Origin of the sequence: Rhodanobacter sp. LX-99, assembly GCF_018599185.1 — a bacterium.
Classification (GTDB): domain Bacteria; phylum Pseudomonadota; class Gammaproteobacteria; order Xanthomonadales; family Rhodanobacteraceae; genus Rhodanobacter.
Map to the genome: position 1 here is coordinate 491,115 of NZ_JAHFVL010000001.1, position 15,296 is coordinate 506,410.

At 65.6% G+C, this 15,296-nt stretch carries 15 protein-coding genes; 7 read left to right on the forward strand and 8 right to left on the reverse strand.

Going from position 1 to position 15,296, the window contains the following annotated elements; translation table 11 throughout:
• Nucleotides 1–41 precede the first annotated feature (41 nt).
• The 5 genes from KK131_RS02495 to KK131_RS02515 all read right to left on the reverse strand — a co-directional run bounded on the left by KK131_RS02495 (nt 42) and on the right by KK131_RS02515 (nt 3,191).
• Entirely contained in the window at nt 42–965 is a 924-nt protein-coding gene (locus KK131_RS02495) for a sensor domain-containing protein (protein ID WP_214555058.1), read from the reverse strand.
• Nucleotides 965–1,327: a PadR family transcriptional regulator gene (locus KK131_RS02500; RefSeq protein WP_214556626.1), complete on the reverse strand. Its 363-nt coding sequence runs from the start codon at nt 1,325–1,327 to the stop codon at nt 965–967. The genes KK131_RS02495 and KK131_RS02500 overlap by 1 nt, the downstream gene beginning before the upstream one ends.
• Nucleotides 1,328–1,672: 345 nt before the next feature.
• On the reverse strand, nt 1,673–2,557 hold the full coding sequence (locus KK131_RS02505; RefSeq protein WP_214555059.1) for a reverse transcriptase family protein: 885 nt from the start codon (nt 2,555–2,557) through the stop codon (nt 1,673–1,675).
• A 52-nt stretch (nt 2,558–2,609) separates the two neighbouring features.
• Nucleotides 2,610–2,906 carry a helix-turn-helix transcriptional regulator gene (locus KK131_RS02510; RefSeq protein ID WP_214555060.1) on the reverse strand — a complete coding sequence of 99 codons (297 nt, stop codon included), beginning with the start codon at nt 2,904–2,906 and terminating at the stop codon, nt 2,610–2,612.
• Between the two features lie 51 nt (nt 2,907–2,957).
• Nucleotides 2,958–3,191 (reverse strand): hypothetical protein, encoded by a 234-nt coding sequence (locus KK131_RS02515; RefSeq protein ID WP_214555061.1) that lies wholly within the window; start codon nt 3,189–3,191, stop codon nt 2,958–2,960.
• A 1,235-nt stretch (nt 3,192–4,426) separates the two neighbouring features.
• On the opposite strand from KK131_RS02515, the gene KK131_RS02520 reads away from it, so the two are divergent.
• On the forward strand, nt 4,427–5,527 hold the full coding sequence (locus tag KK131_RS02520; protein WP_214555062.1) for a M23 family metallopeptidase: 1,101 nt from the start codon (nt 4,427–4,429) through the stop codon (nt 5,525–5,527).
• A 90-nt stretch (nt 5,528–5,617) separates the two neighbouring features.
• On the opposite strand, the gene KK131_RS02525 is transcribed toward KK131_RS02520, so the two are convergent.
• The 3 genes from KK131_RS02525 to KK131_RS02535 all read right to left on the reverse strand — a co-directional run bounded on the left by KK131_RS02525 (nt 5,618) and on the right by KK131_RS02535 (nt 8,984).
• Complete coding sequence (locus tag KK131_RS02525; RefSeq protein ID WP_214555064.1) at nt 5,618–8,014, reverse strand: excinuclease ABC subunit UvrA; 2,397 nt, start codon at nt 8,012–8,014, stop codon at nt 5,618–5,620.
• A gap of 28 nt (nt 8,015–8,042) precedes the next feature.
• Nucleotides 8,043–8,453: a VOC family protein gene (locus KK131_RS02530; protein WP_214555066.1), complete on the reverse strand. Its 411-nt coding sequence runs from the start codon at nt 8,451–8,453 to the stop codon at nt 8,043–8,045.
• A gap of 81 nt (nt 8,454–8,534) precedes the next feature.
• A complete protein-coding gene (locus tag KK131_RS02535) occupies nt 8,535–8,984 on the reverse strand; it encodes a helix-turn-helix transcriptional regulator (protein ID WP_250887141.1) in 450 nt (149 codons plus the stop codon).
• A 71-nt stretch (nt 8,985–9,055) separates the two neighbouring features.
• Here KK131_RS02535 and KK131_RS02540 point away from each other — a divergent pair, with 71 nt between their 5' ends.
• From KK131_RS02540 to KK131_RS02565, 6 genes are all read left to right on the forward strand, one after another.
• Nucleotides 9,056–9,991, forward strand: coding sequence for a peptidylprolyl isomerase (locus KK131_RS02540; protein ID WP_214555067.1), 936 nt, complete (start codon nt 9,056–9,058; stop codon nt 9,989–9,991).
• Between the two features lie 70 nt (nt 9,992–10,061).
• Complete coding sequence (locus tag KK131_RS02545; RefSeq protein ID WP_214555068.1) at nt 10,062–10,655, forward strand: phospholipid methyltransferase; 594 nt, start codon at nt 10,062–10,064, stop codon at nt 10,653–10,655.
• A 175-nt stretch (nt 10,656–10,830) separates the two neighbouring features.
• Nucleotides 10,831–12,978 (forward strand): AsmA family protein, encoded by a 2,148-nt coding sequence (locus KK131_RS02550; protein WP_214555069.1) that lies wholly within the window; start codon nt 10,831–10,833, stop codon nt 12,976–12,978.
• A 66-nt stretch (nt 12,979–13,044) separates the two neighbouring features.
• Complete coding sequence (locus tag KK131_RS02555; protein ID WP_214555070.1) at nt 13,045–13,974, forward strand: DMT family transporter; 930 nt, start codon at nt 13,045–13,047, stop codon at nt 13,972–13,974.
• 33 nt (nt 13,975–14,007) lie between these two features.
• The gene (locus KK131_RS02560) at nt 14,008–14,652 is read left to right on the forward strand and encodes a class I SAM-dependent methyltransferase (RefSeq protein ID WP_214555071.1); all 645 of its coding nucleotides are present in this window, start codon (nt 14,008–14,010) and stop codon (nt 14,650–14,652) included.
• The gene (locus KK131_RS02565; RefSeq protein ID WP_214555072.1) at nt 14,652–15,260 is read left to right on the forward strand and encodes a cation transporter; all 609 of its coding nucleotides are present in this window, start codon (nt 14,652–14,654) and stop codon (nt 15,258–15,260) included. Before KK131_RS02560 ends, KK131_RS02565 begins: the two co-directional genes overlap by 1 nt.
• The last annotated feature ends 36 nt before the right edge of the window (nt 15,261–15,296 follow it).

Consider the following 15,296-nt stretch of genomic DNA (forward strand, 5'->3'; position numbering starts at 1 on the left):
GCGGTCGGTCCGGCAAAGGCTGCATGGTAACCGGGCGACCCTCAGTCCGCCGCACGCGGCACCAGCATGTGCTTGGCGACGTGCCCGTGCAGGCGGCCCAGCCCGCGCGCCAGGTGCAGGGTGGCGAACAGCAGCACGATGCCGATCACGCACATCGCGATCGCGTCGCCCCAACCCGGTGCATGCGCACCGAAGCCCCAGTCCACGACGACCCGGTGGTTCGCGTACAGCCCGGGCAGCCAGTCGCTCTGGAACAGCATCGCCAGCGGCGCGCCGATGAAGGCCACCGACACGCTGAGCAAGGTCACGGCCAGCGTGAAGTACACGATGCCCAGCGGCAGCATCAGCCACATGTAGCAAAGCGTCGTCCAGGTATGCACGTCGGTGAACATGCTGCCGATGCGCTTCATCAGGCCCATGCCCTGGGTCGGATACACCGGCCGGCGCGGCATGCGCATGCCGAGCATCGCCTCCACGATCCGTCCTTCCACCAGCGACAGCACGCGCACGCTGCCGAAGAACAGCACGATGAACGGCAGGCCGATGATCAGCACCGACAACCCCACCGACAGCGACAACCCGGTCACCGCCCAGGTGAAGTAGAAGATGCCGGTGGCCAGCGACAGCAGCATGTAGAACAGCGCGCCATAGGTGCGCGGATCGGCGGCAACGCCGAAGAAGCGCCCGGCCAGCGAACGACGTTTCGGCGGCGGCGGCGGACGCAGCGCGCGCTGGATCTTGATCTCCTGGTCGCGATAGATCTCGGCCACTTCGTCCGGCGCGCCATAGCTGCCGACGACGTGTTCCAGCATCTCTGCCTCGCCGCGGCCGGGCTGCTCGGCCAGTTCGGCGCGCAGGTGTTCCTCGGCGTCGTACAGCGCGTCCTGGATCAGGGCCGGGTCGGCGCCGCGCAACGCGGCACGCAGTTGCTCAAGGTATTCGACGATGGTGCGTGGCGCGTTCATTACACCCCTCCTTGCAAGACGTTATCGACGGAATCGCGGGTGGCGTTCCATGCGGCGACCCATGCGCGCAATGCCTCGCGCCCCGGTTTGGTGATGCGGTAATAGCGGCGCGGCGGCCCGCTGACGGAAGGCTCGACCTCACTGGCGAGCAGGCCGGCCGCCTCCAGGCTGCGCAGCACCGGATACAGCGCGCTCTGCTTGCCGGCCAGCACGCCCTCGCCCACTTCTTCCAGCCGCTTGGCGATCTGGTAGCCGTACATCGGCTGGCGCGATTGTCCCAGCACGGCCAGCAGCACCAGCGACACGGTGCCGCTGGACAGCTCCTTCTGGAACTTCTTCAACTGGCTGACGCTGTCGTCCACGTCGCTCACCCGCACTGCCGCTTAGACTTGAGTAAACCATAGTGCGAACTTGACACTAGTGCATGGGCCTGAAGTCATGCTTCGGCCGTCCTGGCATACTGGGCATGAAACCAATGTGTGTACACGTTGTACAAACATTGGTTTCAGGAGGTGTGTACAGACATTGGTTTCCGCTGGCCAAGCTGACAATGAGATTTAGCGTCGCCGGGATAACTATGCAGGCCTCTGCGGAGCAATTGCCATCGACGATCAGCTGGCCTTGCGGGCGGCCAGTTCAGCTGGAACGACCGCAGTCGACCGTTTCAGTCGTTCAACAGATCTAACTTGAGACAATTGCCAACCAGACTATTGGTTGAGGTCCAAGCCCACTCGAAGCATCGTAAGCCTAGCCCTGAGAGCTGCTCCCTCCACCGGGTGCAACTGGGACAAGCGCCCTACGCGCCCTGAGACTCGATTGATCTCAGATTTCAAGCTCACTGGATCAGTCGAATTCCTACTGAGCACTTCGAGCTGATGCACGGCGGCGCGTATGTTCTGCCGCTCTCTTGTCATCAGCGCAGGGCGCGCGTTGATCATGAGCTTAGTGGTCAACATGGGACCGTTTCCACGTCGGATCTCGTGCTTTGATCTTTTGGCCTGGAAGCCCTTCGAAGCCATAAGCCCATAGACTTCAGCAATGCAACAGCCGATCTTCTCGTTATTGAGCTGCTCTTTGCATGAAAATGTCACGTCATCAACATAGCGGGAATACGTGATCCCTCTATCTCGTAGGCTCTCGTACAACCGCCACTCTCGATCCCAAAACGCGAGATTTGCTAGATACGAACTAGTGATTGCACCCTGAGGCAGGGCACCATCTTTTATGGTCAACATTGTCAGCAGCTGTGCCACTTCTGGCGCAAACCGGAAAAAGCTCACCCATATTGAGTAAACAACCTTCGCGTCCGTACTCGGGAAGAAGTTTTTGATGTCCTCGGTTACAACGACAGCAGCGCCTGCATGCAAAGCCGCATTTCTTCGCGCATCACGCCCCTTTAGGCTACCCGTAAGGTAATCGGGAAACACGACTCTCTGGAAGAACTGCGTCTGTATCCGTCGGTGTACACTTTTGAGCAAAGGAAGCGCATCGAACGTCCGCCGAATGCTGCCATCAGCCTTGATGATCGGCTTGGCGTCCCGATACAGGCCGTTAGCTGCATCAGTAATTCGCTGCAGCTCGACAACTGACACTCCAAGCGATCGGCTTAGACTCGCCAGAGATCGGACCGGGCTGAAAGTGTATTTAGGCTGGGTTGCCTTGGGGCTCATTGAGCAAATTCAACGCAGTCATAGCCAACCTACCGGCAAGATCCTTGTCGATACCCGAAAGCTCTCCTCTGTCCGCTCCTAAAAAGAACAAGATCTCCAGCGGCACCCTTAAACCGGCGGCAATTTTTCGCACGGTAGAGAGCGTGGGATCTCGCTTCGAGTTTTCAAGCATTGACAGGTAGGAAACCGAACAACCCGCCAGCTTAGCCAGATCGGCTTGACTAAGTTGACGCCTTGTACGGCACATTTGAATGGCGCCGCCAATGTTCATAAGTGTCTCCAAAACATGAAAGGCTTGCTGCGTCTGTCGTCGTCATCTCCATCAGTTCATCAGATCAGTGATGTTCGTCACCAGCCGTATCACTTTACCGATCAGTTCCAGCACACGATCACCCCAATACAATGCGGAAAGAGGTTTCGAGCGGGTTCCGTCCTGCTCTAGTGCTGCAACTACTGCTTCGATTTCTTCAATAACGCTAGTGTCGAGTTGGCCTTGATAAGCATCGCGCAGCTGCTTGAGCAAACGGATGCTGCTTTCTTTGGTATGGCTATCCATATGGATAACTCCTTCGCCGGGCAACATTACCCGCCGTCAGTAGCAATGAGCCGGAAGGAGCCAACCCGACACCACAAGCCAATCACCATTCCGACGCTCCGGACCACGCCGTCACAACAAGCCCATGCCTGCTGCATACGTGATCCTTCGCACGGTGTGCCGAGGGCCTGATGTACGAGGGAGCCCGACACACGTGCTGCGACATAGCTTCACCAATGGATCGTGAAGCGCCCCGTTCAACTGGGGCCGACTAGCTAGCTCTTTGCTATCGAAAAAGAAGTGGAACCAATTACCAAATACAGCTCAACCGAGCGGTAACACTCGGCCTGGAACCAAGATAGTCGCGAGAAAAGCCGTTGTCAATAAAATTCACTCACAGTGAATATTTGCCGCAACCGGGAACTTCTTCCAATCTGCCTGCCGGCTATGTCCAGTGTCATGGAAGGTGGGGCTGAGTACCTAAATTTGGCCGAAAGCCTACGCTTAGCACTCTTCTGCCCGGAGACTGCACATGGCCCTCGCGATGAGTCTGGCTCACGACGTCCCCCGACGCCCCCCACCTTTGAGTAGCACCCTGTTTTGGAGGCCAACCACCCCAAACTCGTGTGCAGTTCTGGCTTCCGAAGTTAGAGCGCAATCGTGTACGTGATCGGGGACAAGCGAAGGAACTCAAGTCACTAGGATGGCGTGTGCTGACAATCTGGGAATGCGAAACTAAGGACGAGGTGAGATTGATGGATCGATTAGCACGGTGGTTCGGAGTGCCAAGAATCGATAAATAGTTTTCCTATTTAGGTATCTGACGCAACGATATGTCGTACGAAAACAATCTTCGCCAATGCCGTACCGCTCGCTTATGTCAGGCAAAGCGTCTGTTTTCAATGAACCAATCCATGGCTTCGCGAACCGGCATCTCCGCCTCGTACTTATCGATTTGGGCAGGCGCCTGGGTCTTCAGCATGATCAACACGCTCCGAATAAGCCACTGATTCGGCGGCGGGCGCACATACTCTGTGCTATGGCGACAAGCAGAGTGCGTGCATGACCCGGTCCTGTCACACAGACTTGGGCATTCAAAACAGCACACACTTTGGCACTATTCCCAATACCGAGCGGTGCCGACGCCCGAAGGCCGGCAGATGCGTGCGATCATCCTGCGTGTCCTTGCCGGAACGACATGACAGAACCCGGCGTATCTTTCCTTGCCGGTCACGCGACTCTCGGGCGCTTTCAGCATGAACCTTCGAAATACTGCCGCAGCCGTCATCCTGATCCTGGGATTTTCCCTGGTCGGCTGGCGAACATCGGCGCGGGTGCCCGCCGTGGAGATGCATGTCGGAAACCCGCTTCGTCTGGCCAAGGTGACGGGGCAGCAGCGCCTGGTGTACGAACTCCATGTCACCAACATGTCCGATGCGCCTGTGACGCTCACCGCACTCGATACCGTGGACGCCGGCGGGAAGTCCTTCCTGCATTTGGACCATGAGGCGCTGAGCAAGCACACCGATATGGGAGGGAAAAGCGTCCTGGCGGGACGTGCGCACGCCGTGGTGTATCTGACCGTCGATTTCGGTGCCATAGCACCGACGGCCATCCAGCACCGGGTTACCGTGAAACAGGGCGACGCGCAGTCTGTCATCGTGGGCCCTCGCGAGCCAGTCCTGTCGATCAAGCCCCCCGTGCTCGCAGCACCACTCAGGGGCGGGCCCTGGGTCGCGGTATACAGCGATGAATGGCCCCGCGGGCATCGTCGCGTCTTCTACGAAACGGACGGACATGCCCGGCTGCCTGGCCGCTTCGCGATCGACTGGATGAAGGTCGATGCGCAGGGAAGGACGCTGAGGAATGCTTCCGGCCTAGCTTCCAGCTCGCTTTCCTATGGTGCCGAAGTGCTGGCCGTCGCCGACGCCCGCGTGGCCGCAGCACGGGACGGCATCACGGAGGCTGCAAGGATCTCCGACAACCATGCCCACCCGCACCCGGATGCCGCGGGGAACTACATTTCATTGGCGCTCGAAGGCGGGCAATTCGCCACCTACGAGCATCTCCGCCCGGGGAGCCTGAAAGTCGCCAGGGGAGACCATGTCAGCGCAGGACAAGTCCTCGCCGAGGTCGGATTCACCGGCGATTCGACCGAACCCCACCTGCACTTCCATGTGTCGGATTCGCCCAGTCCGCTGCAAGGCGAAGGCATGCCCTACTCCCTGAGTCGCGTCCTCCTGCTCGGGCGCTTCGAGGATTGGAATGACCTGGGATCGCGGCGATGGCGGGATTTCCCGCCGCGCGTCGTCGACCGCGAATTCCCCCAGGGAGGCGACGTGGTCGATTTCAAATGACCTCGCCGGAAACCCGCCGTCGAACCCACCGGACCCGGCAAACGCCGTCGACCATCTCGTGGCCGTGATGATCCCTCACTGTCGCGAGGATCAAGATCGGCTGCCGACGTAAGCCGCGAGGTGTTTGCCGGTGAGAGTGGAACGGGCGGCGACAAGATCGGCGGGGGTGCCCTCGAAGACGACCTCGCCGCCATCGTGGCCGGCACCGGGGCCGAGGTCGATGATCCAGTCGGCGTGCGCCATGACCGCCTGGTGGTGCTCGACGACGATGACCGACTTGCCGGCATCGACCAGCCGGTCGAGCAGGCCGAGCAACTGCTCGACGTCGGCGAGGTGCAGGCCGGCAGTCGGTTCGTCGAGAACGTAGACGCCGCCCTTCTCCCCCATGCGGGTAGCCAGCTTGAGCCGCTGCCGCTCGCCGCCGGACAGCGTGGTGAGCGGCTGGCCGAGGCTGAGGTAACCCAGGCCCACGTCGGCGAGCCGGTCGAGGATGGCGTGCGCGGCCGGCGTGTGCGCCTTGCCGGCACCGAAGAACTCCCTGGCCTCGGTCACCGGCATCGCGAGCACCTCGCTGACGTTCTTCCCGCCGAAGGTGTACTTGAGGACGTCGGCCTGGAACCGCTTCCCCTCGCACTCCTCGCAGACGATGGCGACGCCGGCCATCACGCCCAGATCGGTGCAGATGACGCCGGCGCCGTTGCAGGCGGGACAGGCGCCCTCGGAGTTGGCGCTGAACAGCGCCGGCTTCACTCCGTTGGCCTTCGCGAACGCCTTGCGGATCGGCTCCAGCAGCCCGGTGTACGTCGCCGGGTTGCTTCGTCGCGAACCGCCGATCGTGCCCTGGTCGATCGACACCACGCCGTCGCGGCCGGACACCGAGCCGTGGATCAGCGAGCTCTTGCCCGATCCGGCCACGCCGGTCACCACGACCAGCACGCCGAGCGGCACGTCGACATCGACGCTCTTCAGGTTGTGCGTGCTGGCACTGCGCACCTCGAGCTTGCCCGATGGTTTGCGCAGCGACGGCTTCAGCGACGCGCGGTCGTCCAGATGACGGCCGGTGATGGTGCCGCTGGCGCGCAGGCCTTCGAGGCTGCCCTCGAAGCAGACCGTGCCACCGGCCGAACCCGCACCGGGGCCGAGGTCGACGACGTGGTCGGCGATCGCGATCGCCTCCGGCTTGTGCTCCACGACGAGCACCGTGTTGCCCTTGTCGCGCAGCCGCAGCAGCAGGCCGTTCATGCGCTGGATGTCGTGCGGGTGCAGGCCGATGCTGGGCTCGTCGAAGACGTAGGTGACGTCGGTGAGCGATGAGCCGAGGTGGCGGATCATCTTGACGCGCTGCGCCTCGCCGCCCGACAGCGTGCCCGACGGCCGTTCGAGCGAGAGGTAGCCCAGCCCGATCTCCACGAACGAGTCGAGCGTCTGCAGCAGCGTGGCGAGCAGCGGCGCCACCGACGGTTCGTCGAGGCCGCGCACCCACGCGGCGAGGTCGTTGATCTGCATCGCGCAGGCGTCGGCTATGTTGACCTTCCTGATCTTCGACGACCGCGCCGCCTCGCTGAGCCGGGTGCCGCCGCACTCGGGGCAGGTGCTGAACGCCACCGCCCGCTCCACGAAGGCGCGCACGTGCGGCTGCAGCGAGTCGATGTCCCTGGACAGCATCGACTTCCGGATCTTCGGAATCAGGCCCTCGTAGGTCAGGTTGATGCCGCCGACCTTGATCCTGGTCGGCTCCCGATAGAGCAGGTCGTGCAGTTCCTTCTTCGTGAACTTGCCGATCGGCTTGTCGGGGTCGAAGTAGCCGCAGCCGGTGAAGATGCGGCCGAACCAGCCGTCCATGCTGTGGCCGGGAATCGTGAGCGCGCCCTCGTTGAGCGACTTGCTGTCGTCGTACAGCCGGGCCAGGTCGATGTCGGTGACCGAGCCACGGCCTTCGCAGCGCGGGCACATGCCGCCGAGGCGGTTGAAGGTCTCCTTCACCGTGCGGGTCCGGTTCCCGCGCTCGACGGTGATGGCGCCCGCCGCACTGACCGACGGGACGTTGAAGGCGAACGCACCGGGCGAGCCGATGTGCGGCTTGCCGAGCCGGCTGAACAGGATGCGCAGCAGCGCGTTGGCGTCGGTCGCGGTGCCGACGGTGGAGCGCGGGTCGGCACCCATCCGCTGCTGGTCGACGATGATCGCGGTCGTCAGCCCGTCGAGCACGTCGACCTCGGGCCGCGCCAGCGTCGGCATGAAGCCCTGCACGAAGCTGCTGTAGGTCTCGTTGATCATCCGCTGCGACTCCGCGGCGATCGTGCCGAACACCAGCGAGCTCTTGCCCGAGCCGGAGACGCCGGTGAACACCGTCAGCCGGCGTTTCGGCAGCTCGACGCTGACGTCCCTGAGGTTGTTCACGCGCGCGCCGTGCACGCGGATCAGGTCGTGGCGGTCGGCGACGTGCGGCGCGGGCGACTGCGTGTCCTTCCTCGTGGCCTTGCTCATCGTGCCTCCACCGGCATCGCCGGACGGTTCAGCGCACTTCGTTGATGCGGATATGGTTGCCGGAAGGATCGCGGAAGGCGCAGTCGCGAATCCCGTACGGCTGCATGGTCGGCTCCTGGATGACTTCGGCGCCGCTGGCCTGCAGCCGCTCGAAGGTGCCGTCGAGGTCGGCGGTGGCCAGGATGATCATGCCGTAGGTTCCCTTGGCCATCATCTCGGCGATGGTGCGGCGCTCGTCGTCGGTGATGCCGGGGGCGGCGGCCGGCGGGTGCAGGACGATGGACGTGCCGGGCTGGCCGGCGGGGCCGACCGTGATCCAGCGCATGCCTTGATAGGCGACGTCCTTGCGCACCTCGAAGCCGAGGGTGTCGCGATAGAAGGCCAGCGCCGCGTCCGCGCCGGTGTGCGGGAGGAAACTCGAGTGAATGGTGATATCCATGGCAGTCATCCTGGGTGTGGTCGGGCCGTCATGCTAGAGCGGACCGGCAGGCCGGCGCTTCTCGATTCCTGATCGGCCGGGTCACCTGATCGGCCTCGTCACCAATTTGGCCACGCACGACGGCATCCCCTCCGTCGCGAGCGCCGCCTCGCGCCGATACACGCTGGGCGGCGTGCCGACCAGTTCGGCGAAGCGGCTGCTGAAGGTGCCCAGCGACGCGCAGCCGACCTCGAAGCAGACCTCGGTGACGCTGAGGTCGCCACGACGCAGCAGCGCCATCGCGCGTTCGATCCGCCGCGTCATCAGGTAGCTGTACGGCGACTCGCCGTAGGCGAGGCGGAACTGGCGGCTGAGATGACCGGCCGACATGTCCACGCCGCGGGCGAGCGCCTCGACGTCCAGCGGCTGCGCGTACTCCCGGTCGATCCGGTCGCGGACGCGGCGTAGCCGCGCGAGGTCGCGCAGGTGCTGCGTTTCGGCGGGTCTGCTGGTCATCGGCGCGATCGTGTCATGCCGCAGCGGCGTGCTCAAGCCGTCGACGTGAGCACCGGGGACTCTGCTAAGTTGCAACCCTTGCCATATCCATCGCCCAGGGGGACGCCATGCTTCGCCGCCATCTCATTGCCGCATTCGCGCTGACCACCGGCCTGCTGGCACTGCCCGCCCTCGCCGCCGAGCAGGACAAGCCCACGCCGACCGCGAAGGAAATCCTGGCCAGGTCCACGCCGGCCGAGTGGCGCACGCCGGACCCGCAGAACCTGCTGTTCATGCAGCTGCCGACCGGGCGCGTGGTGATCGAGCTGGCGCCGGACTTCACCCCGCTGCACGCGGCGAACATCCGCACCCTGGTGCGCGGGCACTATTTCGACGGGCTGGCGATCATCCGCGTGCAGGACAACTTCGTCACCCAGTGGGGCGACCCCAACGACGACGAGAACGGCGACAAGAGCAAGATCCGCTCGCTGGGCAAGGCCAGCAAGACGCTGCCGCCGGAGTTCACCCGCGCGATCGACCCGAAGCTGCCGTGGACGGCGCTGCCGGACGGCGACGTGTACGCGCCCGAGGTGGGTTTCAGCGAGGGCTTCCCGGTGGGGCGCGACCCGGCCAGCGGGCAGGAGTGGGTGGCGCACTGCTACGGCACGGTCGGCGTGGCGCGCGACGTGGCGCCAGAGACCGGCAGCGGCAGCTCGCTGTACGCGGTGATCGGTCAGGCGCGCCGACTGGACCACAACCTCGCCGTGGCCGGCCGCGTGCTGGAGGGCATGCCGCTGCTGTCCGGGCTGCCGCGCGGTCCCGAGCCGATGGGCTTTTACACGGAACCGCGGCAGCGCGTCACCATCGAATCGGTGCGGCTGGCGGCCGACATGCCGGCGAAAGACCGCCCGGCGATCCAGGTGCTGCGCACCGACAGCGCCAGCTTCGCCGCGCTGGTCGAGGCGAAACGCAACGGCCGCAACGCGTTCTATCCCAAGCCGGCCGGCAAGGTCGACCTGTGCGGCATCGACGTGCCGGTACGCGAGGCGAAGCCGGCACCCTGACGCCGCCACGAACATTTTGTTCACCCGCGTCGGTTACCTTGCTTTTCTTGCCGACGCCGGAAACCGTGACATGCCGTTGAACGACACCCTGGCCTTCCTGCGCGCCTGGCTGCGCGATCCACGCGGCATCGGCGCGGTGACGCCGTCCGGCGCTGCACTGGCGCGGCTGATGACCAGCCACGCCAGCGCGCTGGGCGGGCCGGTGATCGAACTGGGGCCGGGCACCGGCGCACTGACCCGCGCCCTGCTGGCGCGCGGCGTGCCGCTGCACCGGCTGGCCCTGATCGAGGCCGACCCGCACTTCGCCGACGCACTGAGCCGGCGCTACCCGGAGGCGACCATCCTGCGCATGGACGCCGCCCGGCTAGGCGATACCGAGTCGCTGTTCGGCGACGAACGCGCCTGTGCCGTGGTCAGCGGCCTGCCGCTGCTGTCGATGCCGCCAGCCCAGGTCGCCGCGATCGTGCAGGGCGCGTTCGAACGCCAGCTGCGCAGCGGCGGCATGTTCTACCAGTTCACCTACGGCCCGCGCTGTCCGCTGCCGCCGGCCCTGCTCGCGCGGCTGAACCTGCAGGCCCGCCGCGTCGGCAGTGCCCTGCTCAACCTGCCGCCGGCGGCGGTCTACTGCGTCAGCCGGCGAGCGGAGATCCAGGTCGCGGCCTGATCCGCGCCCGGCAACCGGGACGCATCGAACAGGGTTCGCCCGTCGACCGCGCGTGAACGAGGTCTGAAAGCGCCGGGCCATCACCACATAACCTTTGCATGTCTCCGGCTATGACTTGTGCCGGTGCCCCGGCACGTCCGGACGACGTGCGGGCCAACCGCCGCAGGAGTGACGGATGAAACGCAGCCGGAAAGCACTCAGCTGGATCGCGGGCATCGTGCTGGCGTTGGTCGTGGTGCTGCTGATCGTGGTCGCCACGTTCGACTGGAACCGCATGAAGCCGTTCATCGGCGACAAGGTCAGCCAGGCGATCGGCCGACCATTCGCGATCAATGGCGAGCTGACCGTGGATTGGCAGCGCGATCGCAACGGCAGCTGGCCCGGCTCGTGGTTGCCGTGGCCCGAATTCACCGCGCGCGACATCAGCATCGCCAACCCGGACTGGGCGACCCAGCCGCAGTTCGCCCACCTCGACGCGCTGCGCTTCCGGCTGTCGCCGCTGCCGTTGCTGGCACACCGCATCGACGTGCCCACGCTGCAGCTGGTGCATCCCACGGCCGATCTCGAGCGCGACAAATCGGGGCGTGCCAGCTGGGATTTCGCGCTGCCGGAAAGCACGGCGCCTTCCGCCTGGAAGCTGCAGCTGGGCACGATCGGTTTCGACCAGGGGCTGCTCACGCTCGACGACGCGGCCCGCCGCGTGAAGCTCAAGCTGGTGGTGGAGCCGCTGCAGGCGGCGATCCCGTACGACCAGATCGTGGCCCGGCAATCCAGCGCCGCGCGCGAGGAGGCCGGCAAGACGCTGGGCGCCGCGGCGAAGAAAACCCTGGCCAGCGGCGATGCCGGGCCGGACAAGGACAAGACGAAGGCATCCATCGCCTATCAGTTCGGCTGGACTGCCGAAGGCAGCTACCAGGGCAGCCCGCTCAAGGGCCACGGCAAGACCGGCGCCGTGCTGGCATTGCAGGACACGACCACGCCGTTCCCGCTGCAGGCCGACGTGCGCATCGGCGACAGCCGCATCGCCCTGGTCGGCACGCTGACCGATCCGCTGCACCTGGGCGCGCTGGACGTACGCCTGTGGCTGTCCGGCTCCAACATGGCCAAGCTATATCCGATCACCGGCATCACCCTGCCCGACACCCCGCCGTACGCCACCGAAGGCCACCTGAAGGCCGAACTGCACCGCAGCGGCAGCCGCTATAGCTACCAGGACTTCCGCGGCCGCGTCGGCGGCAGCGACCTGGCCGGCAACATGGTGTTCGTCACCGGCGGCAAGCGCCCCAAGTTGAGCGGCGACGTGCACTCGAAGCTGCTGCAGTTCGCCGACCTGGCCCCGCTGATCGGCGCCGATTCCAACGCCGGGAAAAAGCAGCGCGGCGACGCCACGCCGCAGCCCGCCGACAAGCTGCTGCCGGTCGAACCGTTCCGCACCGACCGCTGGCAGGCGATGGATGCGGACGTGACTTTCACCGGCGCGCGCATCGTGCGCGGCGAGGCGCTGCCGATCGACTCGCTAGGCACCCACCTGGTCCTGAACAACGGCGCCCTGTACCTGGACCCGCTGAGCTTCGGGCTGGCCGGCGGCACCGTGCGCAGCAACATCACCCTCGACGGCAGCCGGGCACCGATGCGCGGCCTGCTGAAACTCGACGCGCGCCATCTCAGGCTCAAGCAGCTGTTCCCGACTTTCGAGCCGATGCGCACCAGCTTCGGCGAGATCAACGGCGAAGCCGCGCTCGATGCGCAGGGCAATTCCATCGCCGCCCTGCTCGGCAGCGCGAACGGCGAGCTGAAGCTGCTGATGAACGACGGCGCGATCAGCAAGACCCTGCTGGAAACCGCCGGCCTCAACGTGGCCAACATCGTCATCGGCAAGCTGTTCGGCGACAAGACCGTGCAGATCAACTGCGCGGCCGCCGACATGGCCGCCAGCAACGGCCTGTTCGACATGCGCCTGTTCGTGTTCGACACCGACGACGCCGTCATCGACGTCACCGGCACGGTGAACTTCGCCGACGAAAAACTCGACCTGGACGTGAAACCGCACACCAAGGGTTTCCGCGTGTTCTCGCTGCGCTCGCCGCTGTACGTCCGCGGCACGCTGAAGAACCCGAACGTCGGCGTGCAGGCCGGTCCGCTGCTGGCGCGCGGCGCCGGCGCGGTCGCGCTGGGCGTGGTCGCCGCCCCGGCCGCCGCCCTGCTCGCGCTGGTCGCGCCCAGCCACGGCGACGCCGGCGACAACACCTGCCGTGCCGTCCTGCAGCAGCTGCGCAGCTCCGGCAAGATGATGCCGGCAGGCAAGCCGGCGGCGAAGAAATAGGCACCGGCACGTCACACACGATGGCCGGCGCTAGAATGCCGGCACTCTTCTTCGCGCGAATTCCCCATGCAACCCGTCAACCAGGCCCGTCTGCAGATTCATTTCTGCGTGTTGCTGTGGGGCTTCACTGCGATTCTCGGCAAGTTGATCACGCTGCCGGCGCTGCCGCTGGTGTGGTGGCGCATGTTGCTGGTGGTGGCGGCGCTGCTGCTGATGCCGCGGGTCTGGCGCGGCTTGCGCGCGATGCCGGCGCGGCTGATCTGGGCGTATGCCGGCATCGGCGTGCTGGTGTCGCTGCACTGGCTGACTTTCTATGCGGCGATCAAGCTGTCGAATGCGTCGGTCGGCGCCACCTGCATCGCGCTGGGGCCGGTGTTCCTGGCCTTCATCGAGCCGTGGATCGCCAGGCGCAGGTTCGACCCGCGCGAGCTGCTGATCGGCGTGGCGGTGGTGCCGGGCGTGGTGATGGTGGTGGGCGGCGTCCCGCACGACATGCGCCTCGGCATCGCGGTGGGCGTGCTGTCGGCGCTGTTCGTGGCGTTCTTCGGCTCGCTCAACAAGCGCCTGGTCGAGCACGGCGACCCGCTCACGGTGACCTTCATCGAACTGGGCACCGGCACCGTCTTCCTCACCCTGCTCGCACCGTTCATCCCGCATGCCGGCCCGGCGTTCATGCTGCCGGGCACGCACGATGCGCTGTTGCTGCTGGCGCTGTCGTTCGGCTGCACCCTGCTGCCGTTCGCGCTGGCGCTGGTGGCGCTGCGCCACATGAGCGCGTTCGGCACGCAGATGGTGACCAACCTGGAGCCGGTCTACGCGATCATGCTGGCGATCGTGCTGCTGGGCGAGCAGCATGAGCTGGACCGCTGGTTCTACGCCGGCGTGGCGGTGATCCTCGCCGCGGTGTTCATGCACCCGCTGCTGAACCGGCGGGCACGTACCGCCACGCAGCCCGAACTGCTCGGCACCGCCGAAAGCCACAGCATGGTCGACTGATCCATGGTCACCGGCCTTCCCGAGGAACAACCCATGACCGACATGCAGCAGCACTGGGAAACGGTCTACCGGACCAAGGCGCCGGATGCGGTCAGCTGGTACCGCCCGCATCTGGATACCTCGCTGGCGCTGATCGAACGCGCCGCGCCCGATCGCAACGCGGCCGTGCTCGACGTCGGCGGCGGCGCGTCGACCCTGGTCGACGACCTGCTCGCGCGCGGCTACCGCGACCTCAGCGTGCTCGACATTTCCGCGGCGGCATTGAACGTCGCCCGCGAACGCCTGGGCGAAACGGCGAACGCGGTGACCTGGCTGGCGGCCGACCTGCTCGACGCGCCGCTGCAGGAAGCGCGCTACGACCTGTGGCACGACCGCGCCGTGTTCCACTTCCTGACCGAGGCGGAACAACGCGCGCGCTACCTGCGGCAGCTGGCCCGTGCGCTGAAGCCGGGCGGCCACGCGATACTGGCCACGTTCGGCCCGCAGGGCCCGCTGAAGTGCAGCGGGCTGGATACGGTTCGCTACGACGCCGAGGGACTTGCTCGCGTGCTCGGCGACGGCTTCGCGCTGGTCGACAGCACGCTCGAATTCCACGCGACACCGTTCGGCACCACCCAGCCATTCCTTTACGCCCTGTTCTGCAAGACATCCTCCGATACCGCGGGAGATCCGCACTGATGGCCAATTGCGACACATGCTGCGGAGCCGCGGCCACACAACTGGCGCTGCGCCAGCGCGGCGTGCTGAAGACCGTGCTCGCCATCAACGCCGCCGCCTTCGCGGTCATGATCGTGGCCGCCATGCAGGCACACTCCTCGGCGCTGCTGTCGGACAGCTTCGACTACCTGGGCGATGCGCTGACCTATCTCGCCAGCCTGTGGGCCGTCGGCCGCAGCATGCATGCCAAGACCCAGGTCGCACGCATCAAGGGCGGCCTGATCGTGACGGCCGGGCTGCTCGTATTGGTGCAGCTGGGCTGGCGCGCGTGGCACCCGGCCGAACCGCTGTTTGCGTGGATGGGCGCGTTCAGCCTGCTGGGCCTGTTCGCCAATGGCCTGTGCCTGCTGCTCCTGTACCGGCACCGCGACGACGACCTCAACATGTCGTCGGTCTGGACCTGTTCGCGCAACGACGTGGCCGCGAACCTGTCGGTGCTGCTCGCCGCTGCCGGCGTGTGGGCGTTCGACGCCGCATGGCCCGACCGGCTCGTCGCCCTCGGGCTGGCCGTGCTGTTGCTGCGCTCCGGATTCGGCGTGCTGCGCGACGCCGCACGCAGTACCCGCTGAAACACGCCCAGGCCCTCGGCCACCCGACCGGGTGGC